We start from the raw sequence: 20933 nt of genomic DNA, 5'->3' as shown, positions 1-20933 counted from the left end.
TCAGAGTGACATTGAAACTGCACGCTGAACCCATTTTCTGTCTGGCCCCAGACCTCGCGGCAATGAGCGCGCCATGCCGCCCGCAACAAATCCGCTTGCGCCCCTCCGTCTATGTGTACTACGATACTAGTACACGTTGACAGGCAGGGCCTGCCGGCGTGCTTGCAGCAGCACCAGCAGCGGAGGTCACTTGTCGCAGTCCCAGAATCACGGCCCGTTCGCGTTCCGCATCAACACCGGATCGACCGAACCCATCTATCGCCAGATGGTCGAGCAGCTGCGTCGCTGCGTGGCCAGCGGGCAGCTCGTGGCCGGCCAGGAGATCCCCTCGGTGCGCGAGGTGGCCTTGCAGCTGGCCGTCCATCCGATGACGGTCTCCAAGGCCTACAGCCTGCTTGAGGCCGAGGGCTTGCTGGAGCGCCGCCGCGGCCTGGCCATGCGGGTGGCGGCCCAGCACCAGCGGGCCCAGCCGCGGGCCGAGCGCATCGAACTCCTGCGCCCCGTGCTGGGCCAGGCGGCCGATCAGGCGCGTCAGCTGGAGCTGCCCGCCAGCGCCGCCTTGCATTTGTTTGAAACCATTCTCAAAGAGGGAGAGTCCCAATGAGCGCAGTCCTTTCTTCCCAGGCCCTGCCCGGCGCCACCAGCCTGGCCGCGGACCTGCCTAGCGCCACGGCCCGACTCGACGATGTGTCTCTGAGCTACGGCAGCAAGCCGGTGCTGCAAGCGCTGAGCTGGCAGCTGCTGCCGGGCCAGGTGGTCGGTCTGCTGGGCCGCAACGGCGCGGGCAAGACCACGCTGCTGGAAGCCTTGCTGGGCCTGCGCGAGCCGCAGGCCGGCCAGGTGCAGCTGTTCGGCCAGGCGGCCACGGCGCTCGACGACGCCGCCCGCGCCCGCATCGGCTATGTGCCGCAGCACAGCGATCTGTTCGAGGGCTTCACGGCGCGCCAGTTGCTCGCCTATTTCAAGAGCTTCTACCCGCGCTGGAACGAGGCCAAGGTCGAGGGCCTGCTGTCACGCTGGGACATCCCACGCGATCAGATGATCTCGCGCCTGTCGGGCGGCCAGCAGCAGCGCCTGTCCATCATCCGCGCGCTGGCGCACGAACCCGATCTGCTGGTGCTGGACGAGCCGGTCGCCAGCCTCGACCCGGTCGGTCGGCGCGACTTTCTGCGCGAGCTGGTGGACCAGGTGCTGGACCGCGGCACGACCGTGGTCTTCTCCACCCACATCCTGTCCGATCTGGAGCGGGTCGCCTTCAACCTGGCCTTTCTGCAGAACGGCCGCATCGCCGTGCAGGCGCCGCTGGACAGCTTGATCGAAGAGGTGCGCCTGGTCAGCGGCCCCAGCGCGGCGATCCAGGCCTTGCTGGCCGGTAGCGGCGCCGAGCTGCTGCGCCGCCAGCCCGAGGCCGCCGGGCGTGAGCGCTGCGTGCTGCGCTTTGCTCCCGGCCAGGTGCCGCTGCTCCATGGCGAGCTCAGCGTGGCCGAGCTCAATCTCGAAGACCTGTTCGTGGAGTTGACCTGATCATGGCCTCGCTCTGGTTGCTCTATCGGCCTTTGCTGGCCGCCCCCTGGCAGATGCAGCGCAATGCCTCGCCCTGGGGCTTCTATCTCGGCTGGGGCTTCTGCCTGCTCGGCTACAGCGTCGCCCTGGTCCTGACGGCCTGGTTTGCCGATGCCGCCAGCGCCGCCAAGCTGGCCGCCGTTTTGCTGTCCTCAGCCTTCGTGTTGCCCTGGATCACCAGCTTTGCCGGCCTGCTGGCCCAGAACCATCCCCATGCCGCCCGCCTCGTGCCCGGCCATGTGGCGCGTTTGCGGCACGCGGCGTTGCTCAGTTATGGCCTGACTACGGTGCTGGCCGCTGCGGTGTTGGCGAGCCAGTTCGGTGGCGGCCTGGCCTGGCTGCATGGCGTGGCCCTGCTGCTCTTCGGCATGGCCTTGCTGGCGCGCTGGTACCGACTTTGGGTCGTGGCCAGCCTGGTCCTGTTTTCGATCCCCTGGTGGAGTCAGTTCATGCCCGTGCTGTTCGTTTGGAGCGCCTTGCTCAGCTGGCAGAACAGCCAGCCCTGGAGCCTGAGCCTGGTGTTGTTCCTGCTGCTGCCTTGGGGCTTGACGCGTTTGATCCAGACCGGCGGCAGCGAGCATCTGGCCCACTACCAGGCGCAACAGAAGCTGCGTCGGCTGCTCAAGGCGCAGTCGCAAGGGCACGCGGCCTTTGTCGAGCTGAGCGGCCCGGCCGAGCGCGTGGCCCATCTGTTCCGCTGGATGCAGCCGCGCTGGATGCGCCATGTGCTGCGCCAGGCCCAGCCGACGCCGGCCAGCGTGATGGCCCGTCTGGATCTGGTGACTCTGGGCCAGGCGCATTGGAGCTGCCAGCTCAGCTCGGTCTCGGTGGTGCTGCCCCTGCTGTTTCTGGTGTTCCTGGCGCTCGGCTGGAACCGCGGCGAATTCTGGGGGGAATTTCTCAAGCATGGCTCCATGGGCCTGTCCTTCGGGCTGGCCAGCATCTGCCTGGGCGTTTTGCTGACGGTGCCTGCCAATCTCTACCGCAGCCGGCGTGAGCAGGCCTTGCTGATGCTGCTGCCCGGTGCGCCGCGCGGCCGGCCGCTGAACCAGCTGCTGGGTCGCCGTCTGCTGAGCCAGTTGCTTTGCGGCGTCGGTGTGGCCACGCTGCTGTGCCTGGGCCTGCAGCTCCTGCCGGGGCCGCGCGCCTTGAACTGGCTGGGCGTGCACCTGTGTCTGGCCTATCTGATCCTCGGCGCCTTTGTGTTGCTGCGCGACTGGTCGCGCCAGAGCATGCCCAATAGCAATGGCAGTGTGCTGCCCCTTTTGCTGGCGCTGGTCTTGGTGGGAAGCCTGCAGGGCCTGCAGTGGCTGGGCCTGCCCATCCTGGCTCAGTTCCTGCTCATGGCCTTGCTCTTTGTCGGCCTGGTGGCCTGGCGCTGGCAGCGCCTGGTCTTGCAGGCGCCAACGGCCATGCCGGTGGGACGCTGGGCTTGATGCGGCGAGGCCTCAGTCGCTTCAGCCGCGCTGGATCCAGCCCAGGATCTGCGCGGCCGACAGCGCCCCGCTGATGCGCTGCACTTCACGCCCGCCTTGCAGCTGGATCAGGGTCGGAATGCTGCGGATCGCGTAACGCTGCGAGAGCTGCGGCGCCTCGTCGCTGTTGACTTTCACAAACAAGGCGCGGCCTTTGAGCTGGCGGGCTGCTTCGGCGAACTGCGGCGCCATCTGCCGGCAAGGCCCGCACCAAGGCGCCCAGAAGTCGACCAGCACCGGCAGCTCGCTGCCGCTGACGACGCGGTCGAAGTTCGCCTCGGTCAGCGCCAGCACTTCGCCGCTGAGCAGGGCTTGGCCGCAGCGTCCGCAGACCGGGTCTTGGGCCGCGCGCTCGTCGGGCACACGGTTCTTGCTCAGGCAGTGGGGGCAGGTGATCAGCATGATGCTTTCAAGCTGAGGACGAGGGTGAGGCTTTCAAGCCCTGGGGCAGCTGTACCTTTGCCGGCACTGATACAGCGCATGCCGCCGTGGCGGCGCTGTGTCTTGGCCGCGCACGGCTCGCCCCCTACGCTGGCGCCAGGCCTTTGAGCCTGGCCCGAAACGTAAGAAAGCGAAGCCCCCGCCATGTTGTTGTCCCCCACCGAGCTGCTGCCCCTGGCCAGCTACTGCTTCCTCATGTCCAGCACGCCCGGGCCCAACAATCTGATGCTGGCCACTGCGGCGGCCAATGCCGGCTACCGCCGCACCCTGCCGCAGATGCTGGGCAGCAATACCGGCGTCGGGGTGCAGACCTGGCTGACCTGTCTGGGCCTGGGCAGCCTCTTCCTGGCCTACCCGGTGCTGCACCAGGTGCTGCGCGTGCTGGGCACGCTCTACCTGGTCTATCTGGCCTGGCAGCTCAGCGGCCTGCGCATCGGCGCGGCGCAGCAGGATGCGCGGCCCTTGAGCTTTGCCCAGGCGGCGCTGTTCCAGGCCATCAATCCGAAGAGCTGGGTCAAGGCCATCACCCTGGCCACGGTTTTCATGCCCAGCGGCGTGGAGACCTGGGTCGGCGCCAGCCTGGTGGCGGTGGTGGGCGTGCTGGTCGGCCTGCCCAGCTCGACGATGTGGGCCTTGTTCGGCTTGGCGATCCGTCAGCTCCTGCAGGACCCGGTCAAGCGCCGCGTGTTCAACCTCTTCATGGCGGGCTCTTTGGTGGTGCTGGCCTTGAGCCTGCTGCGCTAAGCTCAGGTGATGTTGATTCCTCTGGATCGGAACTCCCCCATCGCCCTGGGTGACCAGATCGAGCTGCGCCTGCGCGAGTTGATCGCCGCGCGCCAGCTGCCGCCGGGCGCTCGGCTCTTGTCGATCCGCCAGCTGGCCAGCAGCCTGGCCGTCAGCCCCAATACCGTGGTCGCTGCCTACGACCGTCTGGTGGCCTCGGGCCTGATCGATGCGCGCGGCACGTCCGGCTACTACGTCAGCGAGCCGCGCGCCGGCATGAGCCATCTGCCCGATGCGGCGGCGCTGGAGGCCGGAGATGAGCAGGAGGGCGTCTGGCTGGCTCAGCAAGCCAATGACCAGCGCAGCGGCGTGCTGCTGGCCAGCAGTGGCGCCTTGCCGCCGAGCTGGCTGGCCGATGCCTTGCCGGCCTCGGTGGTGCAACGCGCCTTGGCCCGCAGTACGGCTGGCCTGGCCTCGCGCTGCCCGCCGCAAGGCCTGCCGGAGCTGCGCGAGCAGATCGCGCTCTTGATGCGCGGCCAGGGCCTGGTTGTGGATGCCGGCCGCATCCTCACCACCTACGGCGGCACGCATGCCATCGACCTGATTTGCCGCGCTTTCTTGCGGCCGGGCGACACGGTGTTGGTCGAGGACCCCGGCTACTTCCTGATGTTCGAGCGCCTGCGCCAGGAGGGCTTGCGGGTCGTGCCCATCGCCCGCCGGCCTGACGGGCTGGACCTGGCCGAGTTGGAAACCGCCTGCCGCCTGCACCGGCCGCGTCTGCTCTTCATCCAGACGGTGCTGCACAACCCGACAGGCTGGAGCAGCAGCGCCGCCAATCTGCACCAGGTGCTGGTGCTGGCGCGCGAGCATGGTGTGTTGATCGCTGAGGACGATGTGCAAGGCCATTTCCACCCCGGCCATGCCACCCGCCTGGCCGCCCTCTCGGGCCTGGACGGCGTCATCTACTACTCCAGCTTCTGCAAGGCCCTGAGCCCCGCTCTGCGAACCGGTTATGTGGCGGCCGACCCGGTCCTGCTGAAGGCCTTGCTGCGCGAGAAGATTTATGCGGTGCTGACCGGGGCGGCGCTCAATGAATGGGTGATGCTGGAGATCCTGCTGGCCGGCCGCCTGCGCAAGCATCTGGAGCGTTTGCAGGGCCGCCTGCTCCAGGCCCGCACGCTGAGCGCGCGCCAGCTTGGCGAGGCCGGCATCGCCATGGACCACCCCGGCGAGGGTGGCCTCTTTCTTTGGGGCCAGGTGCCCGAGGGCGTGGACATGACCCTGCTGCTGCAGGACGCCTACCGCAACAAGATCCTGCTGGTCGGCGGCCCCACCTTCTCCAGCACCGGCCAGGCGCCGCGCCATTTGCGTTTCAATGTGGTGTTCAGCCAGCAGCCGAGGTTGGCCGACTATCTGCGCGAACGCCTGCAGGCCGTGGCCGACAGCAGCGCGCTCTTGCGGCGCCTGCCAGGCGGCTCAGCAAAGCCGCTTCAGAGCGGCAGTTCGGTGTAGTAGCGGCCGCCGTGGAAGATCAGGGGCTGGGCGCCTTCGCGCCAGCTGCAGCTTTCCACCTCGCCGACGAAGATGACATGGTCGCCTTCCTCGTACTGGCTGCGGTTGGCGCACTCAAACACGGCGGCCACACCGTCCAGCACCGGCGCGCCACCGGCACCTTCGCGCCAGGCCACGCCGGCGAAACGGTCGATATCGCGGGTGGCAAAACGTTGGGCCAGGTCTTTTTGCTCGGCCGCCAGGATGTTGATGGCGTAGTGCGAGCCGCGGCTGAACACGGGCATGGAGCCCGCCTTCTGGCCCAGACTCCACAGCACCAGGGGCGGGCTGAGCGAGACGGAATTGAAGGAATTGGCGGTCAGGCCGACCAAGCTGCCGTCGGGCGCGCGGGCGGTGACGATGGTCACGCCGGTGGCGAACATGCCCAGGGCGGAGCGGAACTGCGGGCTGTCAAAGCCGGGGCCGCTGGGGGCCTGGGGAGGGATGGGCGTCACGGGCATGGCGCATTGTCTGCCAAGCGGCCACTTGGCAGCGCTTGCGGGGTCATTCCTCGTCGCCCGGCCTCAGAATAGCCGTCTGCGCCGCTTGCAAATTCGACTGCTGCACCTACTTGATCACCATGTCTCACGCCCACGACCTCGGTTTCGACCCCGCCGCTGACCCCCATCTGCCCAGTGCGCCCCGCTATGGTTTCGGCCGTTGCCCTGACTGCGCGGCCGGCCGCTGCCGGCCCAGCCAGGGTTCGCGCCGTTTGTTCACCGGCTTGCTCGGTGCGGCGGCGCTGTCGCCCGCGCTGACGCCGACCTGGGCGCGCGAGGGCGTGGAGGTCGGCGGCCCGAGCAAGATCAGCAAGCTGGTGCCGGCCGAGCAGGTTGAGCAGGCCGGCGCCCAGCAATACCAGCAGATGATGCGCGAGGCCGCCAACCAGCGCGCCCTGCTGCCCAACAACCACCCCCAGCTGATCCGTTTGCGCGAGATCGCCAAGCGCATCATTCCGCAATCCGAGCCCTGGAACGCGCGCGCCAAGCAGTGGCGATGGGAGGTCAATGTGCTTGTCAGCCCGCAGCTCAATGCCTTCTGCATGCCGGGCGGCAAGATTGCCTTCTATTACGGCATTCTGGAAAAGCTCAAGCTCGACGATGACGAGGTCGCCTCCATCATGGGCCATGAGGTGGCGCACGCCCTGCGTGAGCATGCGCGCGAGCGCATGGCCAAGACGGCCGCCACCCGGCTGGGCGCCAATGTGCTGTCCAGCCTGCTGGGCCTGGGCAATGTCGGTGACACCTTGCTCAATATGGGCAGCCAGTTGCTGACCCTGACCTTCAGCCGCGAAGACGAGAGCGAGGCCGATCTGGTCGGCATGGAGCTGGCCGCGCGTGCCGGCTACAAGCCCAGCGCCGGCGTCAGCCTGTGGGAAAAAATGGGCCAGGTGTCCAAAGGCGCGCCGCCGCAGTGGTTGTCCACCCACCCGGCCGGGCCGACACGCATCCGCGACATTCAGGCCAATCTGCCCAAGGTCGAGGGCCTCTACGCCCGGGCCGACAAGCCGGCGCAGCGCTTCGAGGTGGCGCCGCCGCTGCAGACGCGTCCGGCGTCCTGAAGCGGCGCCGCAGTCCGGCTTACCAGCGGGCCGGCAGCGACTTGAGCTGCCGGTAGCGGCCGTTGGCGATGCGCTCGAGATAACCGCCCAGCTCCAGGTCCTTGACCAGCTTGGACACCATCTCGCGCGAGCAGCCCAGGCGCTGCGCCATGGCCTGGTGGGTCAGCAGGATCTCGTCCGAGCTGGCGGTGGTGTGCTCCAGCAAGGCCTTGAGTCGGCCATAGACATCGTTGAGCGCCAGCTGCTTGGTCGACAGCGTGGCCGCGCGGGCGCGGCGAATCACCTTGGTCAGCAGCTCGAAGGCGAATTCGGGGTGTTCGGCGATATGGGCATGCAGGCTGGCGCGGGTCAGCAAGACGCAGCGTGAGGCCTGCTCGGTGATGACGCTGGCCGAACGCTGGCCGCCGTCCAGGCTCATCTCGCCGACATACTCGCCCGGGCCGTAGACGCCGTAAGTCACTTCACGGCCGCGTGCATCGCAACCATAGGCGCGCAGGCTGCCGCTGAGGATGAGGTAGAGGCTGTCGCCATGCGAGCCTTCCTCGATCAGCACGGTGCCGCGCCGGTAGCTGCGCGCCGTGCCGCGTGCGGCCAAGAGGCGCAGGCTCGGGGGAAGGTCGGCGGTCGAGGATTCGGTGGTGGGCGCTTCGATGCTGTCCATGCGGGCTCGTCGAGCGGCAAAGGTGCCGCCAGCAGGGCCGGATGTTACGAGAGCCGCTGGTCTTTGAGCATGACCCCCCGCTAGGGGATTGCGCCGGTGAGATTTTTCCTGGTTCAGTCTGGCGCCGTCAATTGATGTCCATGCGCAGCGCCGAAATCAGGGGCGGCAGCACGGCCAGCTGGCGCAGCAGTTCGCTGATGCTGTCGGCGCCTGACTTGGCGCGGATGCTCTGGATCTGTGTGCGCACTGTCGAGATGGCCACACCTTGCTGTTCGGCCACCGAGCCCGGGCGCGCGCCGGCGCTCAGGGCCTTGAGCACCTCGGTCTCGGTCGGCGTGAGGCCATAGCGCAGGGCGAACCACTGGGTGGCCAGCTCACCACAGAGCTGGCGCCGCTCCAGCACCAGCAGCACGGCCGCCTGGCTGACGTTGCGGTTCAGCGGCACCACCACGACATTGCTGCTCTGCTCCTCCGAGCCCAGGCGCAGCAGGCAGCGCCGGCCTTCCTGTTCGGCGGCGGCGAGGGCGTCGCTGAGCGGGCCGCTGTCTTTGATTTCGCGGCAGCGCAGCTGGTTGCCGCAGATCTGCAAGGGGTGGGCGTCGTCCAGGCTGCGCTTGGCAGCGAGGTTGCAATGGAGCACCCGGCCGGCGGCGTTCAGCAGCACCACACCGTAGTCCAACTCTTCAAGTACCAGGCTCAGCCAATGGCTGCTCAAGGATTCGGCCTGGCGGCGTTCGGTGGCCTGACTGCGTGGCGCGGCTTCTAGCGGCGCGGTCACGGCCAAGGCGGGGAGCGTGTTGAGGGTCCACATGCCATTCTCCTGGTGGGCTGCGTGCCCATGGCTGAGGCGCCGACACGCTGAAGACAGAGGGTAGGCAGATTGCAGGAGAGCGGGCTGTGAATCGTGGTCGGTGCGTTTGTGAAAGATTCACGGCCGCTTGTCATGGGCCATGAAAAAAGGCCCTGCAGAGCAGGGCCTTGGGCAGGGGGCAATACAGCCGCAGGGGCTCAGTGCACGCCGTGCATCTTCTTCTTCATCCAGGGCGCCAGGGCCATCAGCACCAGGCCGGCGGCGGCCGGGATCACGGTGAAGATCAGGAAGAAGGTGGACATCGAGTAGGTTGAGGAGATGTAGTCGATGTAGGCACCGGTCTTGCCGGCGATGAAGTTGGCGATGGCCGAGTTCAGGAACCAGACGCCGAACATCAGGCCCAGCAGGCGCGCGGGGGCCAGCTTGGAGATGTAGGACAGGCCCACCGGCGACACGCACAGCTCACCCATGGTGTGCAGCAGATAGGCCAGGCACAGGAAGAGCATGCTGATTTGCGCGGTCTTGGCGCCCGAGGGGATGCCCGAAGCGCCATAGGCCAGGGCGGCAAAGCCCAGGCCCAACAGCACGAGGCCGACGCCGAACTTGACCGGACCACTCGGGTTCCAGTGCTTCTCCCACAGCTTGGAGAACGCAGGCGCCAGGATCACGATGAAGAAGGAGTTCAGCACGCCGAACCAGGTGGCCGGCACTTCGCTTTGGTCCATGGCGAACTCGCGGCCCAGCATCCAGATCACCAAGCCCCAGATCATGGCGAAGGCCGCGACCAGCAGCAGATTGCCCAACCATTGGCTCTTGCCGGTGGCCAGATGCAACTGCAACAGCAGCCAGGTCAGGACGGCCGCCGGGATCACCGTCATCAGCGTGTTGACGATCTTGAAGATCAGGCCGCTGGTGCCGACCAGGGTGCGGTCGGTGTAGTCGGCCGCGAAGATGGTCATGGAGCCGCCAGCTTGCTCGAAAGCAAACCAGAAGAAGATGGTGAAGAAGGCGAACACAAAGACAGCCTTCAGGCGATCAGCCACCACATGGGCGGGCGTGTCGTCGACGGCTTGGGCGGCGGCAGTCTTTTCCTTGCTCGGCGCGGTGCCGATGTCGCCGAATACCTTCTGGCTGAAGAAGAACTGCAGGGCGCCCAGGATCATGAAGACACCGGCCAGACCGAAGCCCAGGTTCCAGGACACCTTCTCACCGATATAGCCGCACAGCGAGATGCCGAAGAAGGCACCGGCGTTCACGCCCATATAGAACAAGGTGTAGCCGCCGTCACGGCTGCCTTCGTTGTCCTTGTTGTAGAGCTGGCCGACGATGGCCGAGATGTTCGGTTTGAACAGGCCCGTGCCCGCAATCACCAGGCCCAGGCCCAGGTAGAAGGACGGAATGGTTTCAAAGAACAGCGAGACGTGGCCGGCGGCGATGATGAAGCCGCCCAGCACCACGGCGCGGCGTGTGCCCAGGTAACGGTCGGCCAGGTAGCCGCCCAGGATGGGGGTGAAGTACACCAGCATGGTGTACCAGCCATACAGCGATGTGGCTTCAGCGCGGCTCCAGCCCCAGCCTCCCTTGGTGGTTTCCGAGATCAGAAACAGCACCAGCAGGGCGCGCATGCCGTAGTAGGAGAAGCGTTCCCACATTTCTGTGAAGAACAAGACAAACAGGCTGTTGGGGTGGCCGAGGATGGTGTTGGGCCCCGCGGTTTGAATTTTGGTGTTCAAACGACTCTCCGTTCTTGGTCTGATGGATGAGAAATCCTTGGCCGGCCCCGATCCCTCTTGAGCGGCGCTACAAAGGACAAACCGCCGGGAGGGTGCTCACGGCGGCTGCGGCGCGTATTGTCGCCGCGGCTGCGCTGGCCTCTTGTCCGGGTTCCCACCAGGGGTCGGTGAACCGGGGGGTGCCATTTGGCATGGATTGTCTGTAGTAACTCCAGGCATTTGCCTTATGCTGGCTGTTTTCAGCCTGGCCTCTCAGCACTATGCGCATCGGCGAACTCAGCAAAGCCACCGGCGTGGACATCGAAACCATCCGCTTCTACGAGAAGAGCGGCTTGCTGCCCGGCCCGGCGCGTAGCGACAACGGCTATCGCGACTACGCCCACGCGCACCTGGAGCGCCTGGCCTTCATTCGCCATTGCCGGGCGCTGGACATGTCCCTGGCCGATGTGGCTCAGCTGCTGGCCAGCTTGGACACCCAGGACGGCGCTCAGCTGGCGCGGGTCGACCATCTGGTCGATGCGCAACTCGCCCGCGTGCGCGCCCGCCTGGCTTCCATGCAGGCGCTGGAGCAGCAACTGCTGGCGCTGAAGGCGCGCTGCGACGGGCGCCACCATCTGCATCCGCATGCAGCCGGCAGCCAGGCTTGTGGCGTGCTGCAGGAGCTGGTCGCAGCGGCTCATGGCGAGGCTTGTGCCTGTCATGAGGCCTTGAAGCCATGAAGTGCCGTGCACGATCGATGCCACGCCGCCTGGTCTGCCTGGGGCTGACTTTGGCGTTGACCGCGGCGCAGGCCGGCGAGATCTGGAAATGCCAGCAGGGCAGTCAGGTCCGCTACTCCGACCAGCCTTGCCCGGCCCAGGGCGACACCTTGCCGGCCCGCGCCCTGCAGCCCAATGTGGTGGCCGCCGAGCGGGGCGTCTCGGACGCGGCGAGCCCAGGCACTCGACTGGCCGGCAATGTCTGCCCGGAGGAGGTCGAAATCGCTGCCATGGAAAGCCGGGCCACAGCCAGCAGCCTGGGTCCCGCCGAGCAGCGATTCTTCAAAGGGGAGATCGCCCGCGCCCGTCAATGCCGCCAGGGCCGGGTCCGCTACTCGGCGTCCGATTGGGCGCTCAGCCGTCAGGCCCAGGCTGATCAGTTCCGCCCGGGTGTCGAGGTCGAAGCCCGGCAGCGCGCCGAGGCCATGCACAAGGCGGCGGCAGCGCGCGCCGCGCAGACGAGCCCGGAGCCGCTGGCTGCAGGGGCATCATCCCCGGCGGTTTCAAGCCGCTGAGCCTCATCGCCAGGCCGCGAACACAAAGGGCATGAGCTTGCGGCCATGCCGGTATCGCTGCTTTGCCTGTTTCTTTGCAGCTGCTGACCTCGCCCTACGCTTTCAGCCGCTCGGCCTGAGCCCGCCCAGAACTCTGGAATACCCGAATTCTGTGTTGATATATTAAACATATACTTCATTTGGGTGCCAGTCTGAGCCGCCTCATGAGGTCGTGTCGGAATTGCAGAGTCGGCGACCCCAGCCTCTGCAACGGACCCCAGCTCATCAGTCACTGCCGCTGATGAGGTGCCGTCCTGTCCCCAGCCCCAAAGGTGAAGTCGCCATGCAAACCGATGCCCTGCGCCTGTGCGAGCTGAGCGTGGTCGAGGCTTTGTTCGACCCGCTGCCCGACGTGGTGTTCTTCGTCAAAGACCGCGACGGCCGCTACTTGCGCGTCAACCAGACCCTGGTACGGCGCAGCGCGCAGCGCTCCAAGCAAGCCTTGCTGGGGCGCACCTCCAAAGAGATTTTTCCCGGCGCCATGGGCGAGGCCTTCTGGGTGCAAGACCGCAGCGTCATCAGCAGTGGCGCGGCCATGCAGCGCCATCTGGAACTGCACCTCTATGCCGACGGCGGCGCCGGCTGGTGCCTGACCCACAAGCTGCCGCTGCGCGACGAGCCCCAAGGCGAGCGGCCCGGCGCGGTGCTCGGCGTGGCCGGCATTTCGCGCGACTTGGGGCGACCCGACCAGAGCCACCCGGTCTATGGCCAGATCGCCGAGCTGGCCCAGCAGATACGCAGCCACTACGACCAGCCCCTGCATCTGGGCGACTGGGCACGCGCGGTCGGATTGACGCTGGACCGGGTCGAGCACCTGTTCCAACGCATCTTCCACCTCAGCCCACGCGAGATGCTGCTGCAAGCACGCCTGGACGCGGCGCGCCGCTTCTTGGTCGAGTCACCCGACTTGAGCGTGGCGGCCATTGCCATGCAGTGCGGCTACAGCGACCAAAGCGCTTTCACCCGCCAGTTCAAGGCCACCACCAGCCTGACGCCCTCGCAATATCGGCGGCTCCAGCAAGGGCATCAACCCAGCGGCGAGCCCTGGCGCGCCGCGGCCTGATGCCAGACGCCATAACCTTGCATTTACGGTGATGTCATGGCGGGCTTGGGGCCCATCAGCTGCTCACGCAAAAAGCCATAGCTGAGCGCCCAGAGTTGCGCCTGCTGCGCTGGCGTGGAAGCCCCCGCATGGCCGCCTTCGCGGTTCTCCCAGTACAGCGCCGGCTGGCCCAACTCCTGCAGCCGCGCCACCATCTTGCGGGCGTGGCCCGGGTGCACCCGGTCGTCCAGGGTGGAGCTGGTGTAGAGCACCTTGGGGTAGGGCTGGCCCGCGCGGGCGTTCTGGTACGGTGAGTAGCGCGAGATGTAGTCCCATTGCTCGGGAATGTCGGGGTTGCCGTATTCCTCGATCCAAGATGCCCCGGCCAGCATGCGGTGATAGCGCCGCATATCGGTCAGCGGCACCTGGCTGACCACCGCGCCAAACAGCTCGGGCCGCTGCACCATGGCCACCGAGGTCAGCAAGCCGCCCAGGCTGCCACCCATGATGCCCAGACGCGCCGGACGGGTGATGCCACGCTGGATCAGGTCTTCGGCCACTGCGATGAAGTCATCAAAGCTGCGCTGGCGATGCTCGCGCTGGGCGGACTGATGCCAGCGCGGGCCGAACTCGCCGCCGCCGCGCAGATTGGCCAGCACATACACCCCGCCCTGCGACAGCCAGCCGCGCCCCAAGATGCCGCTGTAGCTGGGCTTCATCGAGATCTCGAAGCCGCCGTAGCCGTAGAGCAGCGTGGGCGCGCCGTCTTTTGGCAAGTCGCCGCGCGGCTTGACGATGAAGTAAGGCACAGCCGTGCCGTCCTTGGAGCGCGCCTGCAGCTGCTGCACCTCATGCCTGCTGGCATCAAAGAACTCGGGCATGGCCTGCAAAAGCTGGCGCTCGGCCCGGCCCACTTCGCCCAGCTCCAGCCGCGCCGGGGTCAGGAAGTCGCTGCGGGTCAGCTGGTAACGATCGGAGTCCTGGCCGGCCAGGGCGCTGACGCTCAAGCTGCCCAAGTCACCGGCCGGCAACAGCGTCTCTTGCCACAGGCCTTTTTGATAGCGCCACTGCACCAACTGCTGGCGCGCTTCATCCATGCGCACGCCCAGCACCGCGCTGCGCGTCGCCACATGGCTTTGCAGCGAGCTGCGTGGCGTGGGCCTGAACAAGGTGTGGAACTGGCGCTTGCCGGCCGCCCAGTCGGTGCGCGAGATCGCCAAGAGCGAACCGGCCGCATGGGTCTTGCCGCCTAGCGTCCAATCCGAGCGCAACTCGATGAGCCACTGATCGGCGAAGGCGTTCATGCTGGCATCGGCCGGCTTGCTCAGAGTCAGCAGGCGGCCATCATTCTGCAGAACATGCTGCTCGCCGGCAAAGAAGCTGGTGCGACGCTCGATCACATGCACACGTTCTCTGCCAATCTGCTCGGCCCAGGTCCAAACGCTGACGTCCTGCGGCGCCGCCTCGAACACCAGCCGCGCCTGCACCAGGGGCTGGCCGCGCTTCCAGAGTTTGACCTGGCGCGGGTAGCCCGACTCCGTCATGCTGCTGGGGCCGAAGTCGGTGGCCACGCTGAGCGTGTCGCGATCCACCCAGGCGGCATTGCCCTTGGCCTCGGGCAGGCTGAAGCCGCCCGCCGCCGCCGCCACAAAGCGGCGCGTGCCGAGGTCGAACTCACGCAGCACATGGGCGTCACCGCCGCCACGGCTCAGGGTCAGCAAGCAGCGCTGGGTCTGGGGTACGAGGCAAGTTGCCCCACCCCAGACCCAGGGTGCACCCTCCTCCCGACTCAACTGGTCCACATCCAGCACCGTCTCCCAGTGCGGTGTGTCGCTGCGGTAGGAGGCCAAGCTCGTGCGCCGCCACAGGCCGCGCGGGTGCTCCGCATCGCGCCAGAAGTTGTAGAGATAGCCGCCCATCTGCTGCGCATGGGTCAGGCGCTTGGGCGAGGCCAAGACCTCGGCAAAGCTCTGGACCCATGCAGCAGACTGAGGGCCGCTCTGCAACGCCGCCAGGCTTGCCTCGTTCTGGCCCTGCACCCAGCGCAGCGCGCGCTCGCCCTGCACCTCTTCCAACCAAAGGTAGGGGTCCTCGGCGTCCGGCTGCGCCAAGCCCAGGCCTGACTGCAGCAGCAACAAAGCCGCAGCAAGCGCACGCAGCACCGGCTTGGCGCCGCGCATCAGAAGCGCGCCTCCAAATTCAGCTTCAGGACCCGGCCGCCCAGCGGCAGCGAGGAACCCGGGCGCAGCTCCACCAGAGGCTTCTGGTCAAAAGCGTTCAGCAGATTGGCGGACAGGATGAAGTTCTTGAAGCCGCTGTACTGCAGCCACAGATCGGTGCTCAGCCAGGGCTTGATGCGGCAGTCGGCCTCGGCCACATCGCGCTCGGCGCAGCCTTCGATGCTGTTGTTGCTGTCCCAGTCCGCAGCACTCAAGCGGGTGCCGGAGTATTGGTTGAGGCGCGCGCCCAGCTTCCAATCGGCCATGCTCCAGTTGATCTTGTAGATTGCATGCAGGCGCGGCGTGCCGCGGTAGCCGACGCGGTTCTCGGTGTAGTCCTGCGCGGTGGTGTCCCAGTAACGCGCTTCGATCTGGTAGTTGGCTTCGATGCCGGCGTCCAGCTGGCCCCAAGCGCCCAGCTTCCAGCGGCTGCGCAGGTCCAGGTCCAGGCCCGAGACCTTGGTCTTGTTCATGTTCTGGTACTGCAGGCCCAGCGAACGCACCGAGCCGACAGCAAAGGCTATGTCCTTGCCCGACAGCTCCTTGACCCGCTTGGCCAGGTCTTTGTCGCGAGCCGAGACGGCATCACGCGGCAGCAAGCTGGGGTTGGCGTCTTCATTGGCCAGCACCTCGTTGACGTCACGCGTGCCGATCTCGTCGCGGCGCTTGATGCTGTAGTAGTCCAGCGTGAAACTGACGTTGTCCATCGGCTGGGTCACGATACCGAAGGAGAAGTTGTTGGACGACTCGGGCTTCAAGTTCGAGTTCGGTGTGATGGCGGACGGGAAGCTGACCGAGCAACCCGAGTTGTAGACCTCGGTGGCGTCGAGCTTGTCGCTGGCATTGCCGGTCTTGAGCACGGCCTGCATGGACTTGGCGGTGTCGCAGCGCTTCGGGTCCACATAGCCATTGTTGAACCAGGAGGCGCCGCCATTGCCGGTCTCCGGCAGGCTGGGGGCTCGGAAGCCTTGGGTGACCGTGCCGCGCAGCATCAGCTCGCGCATCGGCCGCCAGGCCAGCTGCATCTTGGGCGTGACCGCGCCGAAGCCATCGAAGACCTTGTCGCCGCGCAGGGCGAGCGTGGCTTCGATCTGCTTGGTGAAGGGCAGGTTCACTTCGCCAAACAGCGCAGCCACATCGCGCTTGCCGGAGATGTCCACACCCGAGAAGCCGACGATGCGCGCCTGCAAGATGTTGTCCATGCTGCGGTGCTCGAAGGTCTCGTGGCGCAGTTCGCTTCCGAGCGCCAGCATGATGGGGCCGCCGGTGAGACGGCCGATCTCGCGCGAGCCCTTGGCATCGGCGAACTGCTGGGTGTAGGTGCCTGAGGAGCCCATCTCGGGGAACATCTTTTCCAGCAGTTCGCGCGGGTTGGTCTGGCCGAATTTGTAGGCACCGCTGGTGATGGCTTCTTCATAGCCGAAGCGGTCTTTGTAGAGGTGCTGACGCTGGGACGCGTGCGAACGCATCAGGCCCACCGCGCCATCAAAGTCCCAGCCCCAGGCCGAGCCCTCAATACCGGCCAGCAGGCGGAAGTCGCGCGAGGCGCCGATGTTCTTGAACATGTCCGGGTGGTCCACAAAACGGTAGTTCAAACCGATGGGGAAGCCATAGGGGTTGTTCGGGTGATTGGCCGGCAGCCGGGGGTCGGTGAAGCTTTGCAGCTCGCCCTTCAGGCTGTCGTACCAGGTCGAGACGCTGCCGGGGTTGCTGCGCGGGATGTTGGTGTAGTAATCCGCCTGGATGTCAGCGCCTTGAAACTCAGCAAAGGCGCTCAGGTCTTTGTTGATGGTCATGCGGGCGCCGGCCAGCAAGGTCACCCGTTTGGTGGCCGGGCGGGCATCGCTGTCCTTCCAGTAGTCGTACTGGCAGACGCCGCCGATCAGGTTCTCGGGCGCGCAGCCTGGAGCCGGCGTGTTGATGCGCGTGCCGGCCAGGGCCGGGTCTTTGTAGTCTGCCGGGTAGCTGCCGGTGTAGTTGCCGGGGAAGGATCCGGCCGAACGCTGACCGCGCGAGGGGTTCTGCTCCAGATACCAGTCGGGCAGCAAGTCGCGCACCGCGCTGTCCTTGTAGCTGCCGCGCTTGTAGACCTCCAAGTGCGCATAGGCGTTGTAGCCATCGCTTGCCAGATTGCCATGGCCCACCGTGACCGAGGCTTGCTGGTCGGCGTCCAGAAAGCTCTTCTTCAAATTGCGCTGCGCGCTCAGCTGCAGGCCGACGCCGGTGAAGTCCTTGACGGTGATGACGTTGATGACGCCACCGATGGCGTCCGAGCCGTAGATGGCCGAGGCACCGTCCTTCAGCACTTCGACGCGTTCGATGATGTTGGCGGGAATGGCGTCGATATTGGTGAAGTTCAGCTGCAAGCCATCGGCAAAGCCATAGCTGGCCAAGCGGCGTCCGTTCAAGAGCGTCAAGGTGCCGCCAGTGCCCAGATTGCGCAAGGACACGCCCGAGGCACCGCTGGCCCAGGAGTTGGCGCCGCCCAGGTCGCTGATGGCGCTGCGGTCATTGCTGCTCAGATTGGCCAGCACATCGCCCACCGTCAGCGCGCCGGAGGCCTTGATCTCGTCCTTGTTCAAGACCAGCAGGGGCTGCGAAGTTTCCAGATCCGTGCGCTTGATGTTGGACCCGGTGACCGTCACGCGGTTCAGGGTTTGCGTTTCGCTTGCAGCGTTCTTGCTTTGGGCGTAGACAGCAGGGCTGCTGCTCAATGCCATGCAGGCCGTTGCGGTGGCCAGCGCGATGGTGCTGAGCTTGGGGCTGGGTTTTTTCGTGTTCATGCGTCTCCTCGTGGGCTCTTTGGGGATCCGCTCAGAATAGAAAAACCGCCCTCCATCGTCTTGATGCCAAACGGCAGCGGGCCGACCGAAATCGGCACAAAGTGCGCCGGCCCACGGGGCAGAAGAAGAAAAAAAAGGGCAAGGCCTTGCGGCCCTGCCCACATGTCCAACGCCAATGGGGCGCTGTGGCGATCAGCGGCTCACTTTGAACTCGCCGAATTCCTTCAGCTGCTCGGTCACCGCGCTTGGGTCACCGACCACGATCAGGCTTTGCGTCTCGGACGAGAAGTACTTCTTGCCGATCTCGCGCACCTGCTCGGCCGTGACCTTCTGGATCAGCGGCACATACTGGCCCAGGTACTCGGCCGGCAGGCCGACCAGCCAGTTGTTGGCCAGGGTCTGGGCCACGGCGGCTTGCAGCTGGGTGGTCAGCAGGTAGGTACCGGCCACATAGCGCTTGCTCATTTCCATCTCGTCCGCGGGCACCAGATCGGTGCCGATGCGGCGGTACTCCTTGATGAACTCCTGCAGGGAGGCGCCGGTCACCTCGTTGCGCACATCGGCGCCGCCGGTGATGGCTCCGCCGACGCGGAAGGAGCGGCCGCCGGCGCTGGCGCCGTAGGTGTAGCCCTTTTCTTCACGCAGGTTCTGGTTCACGCGGCTGGAAAAACCGCTGCCCAGGATGGTGCTGGTCAGGCGCAGCGGCACCTGCTCGGCGCTGCTGGCGGCGATGCCAGGACGACCCAGGCGCACCGTGCTCTGCACGCTGCCGGGGCGCTCCAGCAGCAGGCGCTGCGGCGTGGCTGTGGCGGCCGGTGCGGCCACCTCGGCCGGGGCCGGTCCCCGGGCCTTCCAGTCACCGAACGCAGCCTCGGCCTGCTTCAGGGCCTGGGCCGGCGCGATGCGGCCGGTGATCACCAGCAGGGCGCGGTCGGGGCGGAAGCGCTGGTCATGGGCGGCGCGCAGGGCGGCAGCCGTGGTGGCTTCGATGGATTCGGCGGTCTGCTGGCTGCGGCCGTAGGGGTGCTCGCCGTAGATGGCCTGGCTCAACGCCTTCTCGGCGCGGAAGCCGGGCTGGGCGCTGGCCACCTTCAGGGCCTGCAAGGCATTGGCCTTGGCCAGGGCCACCTCGCCCTCGGGGAAGGCGGGCTGGCGGGCCACCTCGGCCAGCAGCTTGAGCATGCCGTCGGCATGCGAGGTCAGGGCGTTGGCGTTCAGCGTGATGCCGTCGTTTGAGGCGGCGGCGCCGATCTCGCCGCCCATGCCTTGGGCCGCTTCGGCAATCGCGCGCGAATCGCGTTTGGCCGTGCCTTCGCTGAGCAGGCCGGCCAGCAGCTTGGCCTGGCCGGGGCTGGTGGCGGCATCGGCGCTGTAGCCGGCGCCGCGCAGGGCCAGCACATAGTCGACGCGCGGCAAGCCTTGGCGCGGCAGCACCCAGACCTCCAGGCCATTGGCCAGGGTCTTCTTGCTGATGTGGGGCACGGGGATGGGCTTGTCCTGGCCGTACTTGGGCAGGTCGGCCGGCATCTTGACGGCTTCGGCGGCGCTGGCGGCCACGGGCAGGGCCAGCAGGGCGGCGAGCAGGACGGTGTTGAGCTTGAGGGCTTTCATGGGCTTGGACTCCGGTCTCGCGATCAAGGTTGGGCAGCGCTGGCGCCAGCAGCGGCAGCGGCCGGGGCGGCCAGCATGGCGGCTGGCTTGCGGTCGATCACCGAGCGGTTGGCCACGGTCAGGTAGGTCTTGGCGACGCGCTGCACATCGGCGGAGCTCACGCCTTCGATCCAGCCCGGCACCTGGTTCACCACCTTGGCATCGCCCCACAGGGTCTGCAGCTTGGCCAGCTTGTCGGCGCGGCTCAGGAAGCTTTCCAGGCCGGTGTACCAGTCGGCCAGCAGGCGGGTCTTGAGGCGCTTGAGCGTGGCCTCGTCGACGCCGTCCTTGACGACCTTGGCGATCTCTTCATCCATGGCCGCCAGCAGGGCATCGGCGCTGCTGTTGGGCTTGTAGAGCGCGAACACGGTGTAGATGCTCGGGCCGTCGTATTCCCAGACGCTGGTCAGGCCGTAGAGCGAGTCGAGGTTGAGCGCCAGCTCGCGGCCCTTGACCAGGCTTTGGTAGAAGCGCGATGCGTCGCCGCCGGCCAGCAGCTCGCCCAGCACGGCGAAGGCCGGCTGGTCCTTGCTGCCACGCTGGGGCAGCTTCCAGGCCACGGCCACGGCCGGCACCTGGGCCAGCTTGTCGCTCTGCACCAGGCGGCGCTCGGCGGTGTTCAGGCCTTCGCTGAAATCGCTTGGGGCGGGCGTCGGGCGCTTGGGGATGGCGGCGAAATACTTTTCCGCCAGGGCGAAGGCCTTGGCCGGGGTGATGTCGCCGGCGATGGACAGCACGGCGTTGTTCGGACCGTAGTAATCGCGGTGGAAGGCGCGCACATCGTCGAGGCTGGCGTTTTCCAGGTCCTTGAAACTGCCGTAGCCGTCGTGCTTGTTTTCCCACTTGTCGAAGGCCAGGCCGCCGATATCGATCCACATGAAACCGCCGTAAGGCTGGTTCTGCACATTGACGCGAATCTCTTCCTTGACCACATCCTGCTGGTTCTTCAGCGTCGCGGCATTGAAGTCCAGTGTCTTCATCCGGTCGGCTTCCAGCCAGAGGATGGACTCCAGGGCCGAGACCGGGGCGGTTTCGATGTAGTTGGTGAAGTCGGGGCGGGTGGAGCCGTTGTTGTTGCCGCCGCCGCCGGTGATCACCTTGTCGAACACGCCCTTGGGCGCGTTGGGCGTGCCCTGGAACATCAGGTGTTCGAACAGGTGAGCGAAGCCGGTGCGGTTCTTGGGCTCCAGCCGCATGCCCACGTGATAGACGACGCTGACGCCGACCGTGGGGGAGCTGTGGTCTTCGCTGACCAGCACGGTCAGGCCATTGGCCAGCTTCTTGCTGGCGACAGGCACCTGCCAGCGGTCAGCGGCTTGCGCCGCCACCGACAGGGCCAGCCCTGCGAACAGGGCGATCAGGGAATGCTTGCGCATATGCACCTCGTTGAAATCAGGGGTTAGGTCAA

Annotated in this window: 18 protein-coding genes; 9 read left to right on the top strand and 9 right to left on the bottom strand. The window is 66.6% G+C overall.

Translation table 11 applies throughout. The features are described 5' to 3' along the window. Positions 1–190 precede the first annotated feature (190 nt). Genes LNV23_RS03280 through LNV23_RS03270 form a run of 3 tightly spaced genes read left to right on the top strand, consistent with a single transcriptional unit; the run spans position 191 to position 2999 of the window. Positions 191–604, top strand: a complete 414-nt coding sequence (locus tag LNV23_RS03280) for a GntR family transcriptional regulator (RefSeq protein ID WP_263516175.1) — start codon at positions 191–193, stop codon at positions 602–604. Then, a complete protein-coding gene (locus LNV23_RS03275; protein ID WP_263561633.1) occupies positions 601–1524 on the top strand; it encodes an ABC transporter ATP-binding protein in 924 nt (307 codons plus the stop codon). The genes LNV23_RS03280 and LNV23_RS03275 overlap by 4 nt, the downstream gene beginning before the upstream one ends. Positions 1525–1526: 2 nt before the next feature. Further along, positions 1527–2999: a hypothetical protein gene (locus LNV23_RS03270; RefSeq protein WP_263561632.1), complete on the top strand. Its 1473-nt coding sequence runs from the start codon at positions 1527–1529 to the stop codon at positions 2997–2999. 21 nt (positions 3000–3020) lie between these two features. On the opposite strand, the gene trxC is transcribed toward LNV23_RS03270, so the two are convergent. Next, complete coding sequence (trxC, locus tag LNV23_RS03265) at positions 3021–3440, bottom strand: thioredoxin TrxC (RefSeq protein WP_263561631.1); 420 nt, start codon at positions 3438–3440, stop codon at positions 3021–3023. A 183-nt stretch (positions 3441–3623) separates the two neighbouring features. Between trxC and LNV23_RS03260 the strand changes: the two genes are divergently transcribed. Then, positions 3624–4223 (top strand): LysE family translocator, encoded by a 600-nt coding sequence (locus LNV23_RS03260; protein WP_263561630.1) that lies wholly within the window; start codon positions 3624–3626, stop codon positions 4221–4223. A 9-nt stretch (positions 4224–4232) separates the two neighbouring features. Beyond that, positions 4233–5714: an aminotransferase-like domain-containing protein gene (locus tag LNV23_RS03255; RefSeq protein WP_263561629.1), complete on the top strand. Its 1482-nt coding sequence runs from the start codon at positions 4233–4235 to the stop codon at positions 5712–5714. Here LNV23_RS03255 and LNV23_RS03250 read toward each other — a convergent pair. Continuing rightward, positions 5693–6214, bottom strand: a complete 522-nt coding sequence (locus tag LNV23_RS03250; protein WP_263516183.1) for a flavin reductase family protein — start codon at positions 6212–6214, stop codon at positions 5693–5695. The two genes, LNV23_RS03255 and LNV23_RS03250, sit on opposite strands and share 22 nt — an antisense overlap. 119 nt (positions 6215–6333) lie before the next feature. Between LNV23_RS03250 and LNV23_RS03245 the strand changes: the two genes are divergently transcribed. Beyond that, entirely contained in the window at positions 6334–7314 is a 981-nt protein-coding gene (locus LNV23_RS03245) for a M48 family metallopeptidase (RefSeq protein ID WP_263561628.1), read from the top strand. Positions 7315–7333: 19 nt separating this feature from the next. Here LNV23_RS03245 and LNV23_RS03240 read toward each other — a convergent pair whose 3' ends face one another. From LNV23_RS03240 to LNV23_RS03230, 3 genes are all read right to left on the bottom strand, one after another. Next, positions 7334–7975, bottom strand: coding sequence for a Crp/Fnr family transcriptional regulator (locus LNV23_RS03240; RefSeq protein WP_263561627.1), 642 nt, complete (start codon positions 7973–7975; stop codon positions 7334–7336). Between the two features lie 127 nt (positions 7976–8102). After that, a complete protein-coding gene (locus tag LNV23_RS03235; RefSeq protein WP_263561626.1) occupies positions 8103–8786 on the bottom strand; it encodes a helix-turn-helix transcriptional regulator in 684 nt (227 codons plus the stop codon). Positions 8787–8983: 197 nt separating this feature from the next. Further along, entirely contained in the window at positions 8984–10519 is a 1536-nt protein-coding gene (locus LNV23_RS03230) for a peptide MFS transporter (protein ID WP_263561625.1), read from the bottom strand. Between the two features lie 260 nt (positions 10520–10779). Between LNV23_RS03230 and LNV23_RS03225 the strand changes: the two genes are divergently transcribed. The 3 genes from LNV23_RS03225 (at position 10780) to LNV23_RS03215 (ending at position 12894) form a co-directional block, all read left to right on the top strand. After that, positions 10780–11238: a Cd(II)/Pb(II)-responsive transcriptional regulator gene (locus LNV23_RS03225; protein WP_263561624.1), complete on the top strand. Its 459-nt coding sequence runs from the start codon at positions 10780–10782 to the stop codon at positions 11236–11238. Beyond that, complete coding sequence (locus LNV23_RS03220) at positions 11235–11792, top strand: hypothetical protein (protein ID WP_263561623.1); 558 nt, start codon at positions 11235–11237, stop codon at positions 11790–11792. Before LNV23_RS03225 ends, LNV23_RS03220 begins: the two co-directional genes overlap by 4 nt. Positions 11793–12114: 322 nt before the next feature. Next, positions 12115–12894 carry an AraC family transcriptional regulator gene (locus LNV23_RS03215; protein WP_263561622.1) on the top strand — a complete coding sequence of 260 codons (780 nt, stop codon included), beginning with the start codon at positions 12115–12117 and terminating at the stop codon, positions 12892–12894. 23 nt (positions 12895–12917) lie between these two features. On the opposite strand, the gene LNV23_RS03210 is transcribed toward LNV23_RS03215, so the two are convergent. The 4 genes from LNV23_RS03210 to LNV23_RS03195 form a co-directional block, all read right to left on the bottom strand. Next, positions 12918–15053 (bottom strand): prolyl oligopeptidase family serine peptidase, encoded by a 2136-nt coding sequence (locus LNV23_RS03210; RefSeq protein ID WP_263561621.1) that lies wholly within the window; start codon positions 15051–15053, stop codon positions 12918–12920. After that, positions 15053–17875, bottom strand: a complete 2823-nt coding sequence (locus LNV23_RS03205) for a TonB-dependent receptor plug domain-containing protein (RefSeq protein WP_263561620.1) — start codon at positions 17873–17875, stop codon at positions 15053–15055. The genes LNV23_RS03210 and LNV23_RS03205 overlap by 1 nt, the downstream gene beginning before the upstream one ends. Positions 17876–18067: 192 nt before the next feature. Further along, positions 18068–19486, bottom strand: coding sequence for a M16 family metallopeptidase (locus LNV23_RS03200; RefSeq protein WP_263561619.1), 1419 nt, complete (start codon positions 19484–19486; stop codon positions 18068–18070). 23 nt (positions 19487–19509) lie between these two features. Then, entirely contained in the window at positions 19510–20901 is a 1392-nt protein-coding gene (locus tag LNV23_RS03195; RefSeq protein ID WP_263561618.1) for a M16 family metallopeptidase, read from the bottom strand. Positions 20902–20933 lie beyond the last annotated feature (32 nt).

It is taken from the genome of Kinneretia sp. DJ1R-11 (assembly GCF_025717595.1).
GTDB lineage: Bacteria > Pseudomonadota > Gammaproteobacteria > Burkholderiales > Burkholderiaceae_C > Paucibacter_A.
Note: the sequence above shows the minus strand (reverse complement) of the source record. Positions and strands in the feature narration are given on the sequence as shown.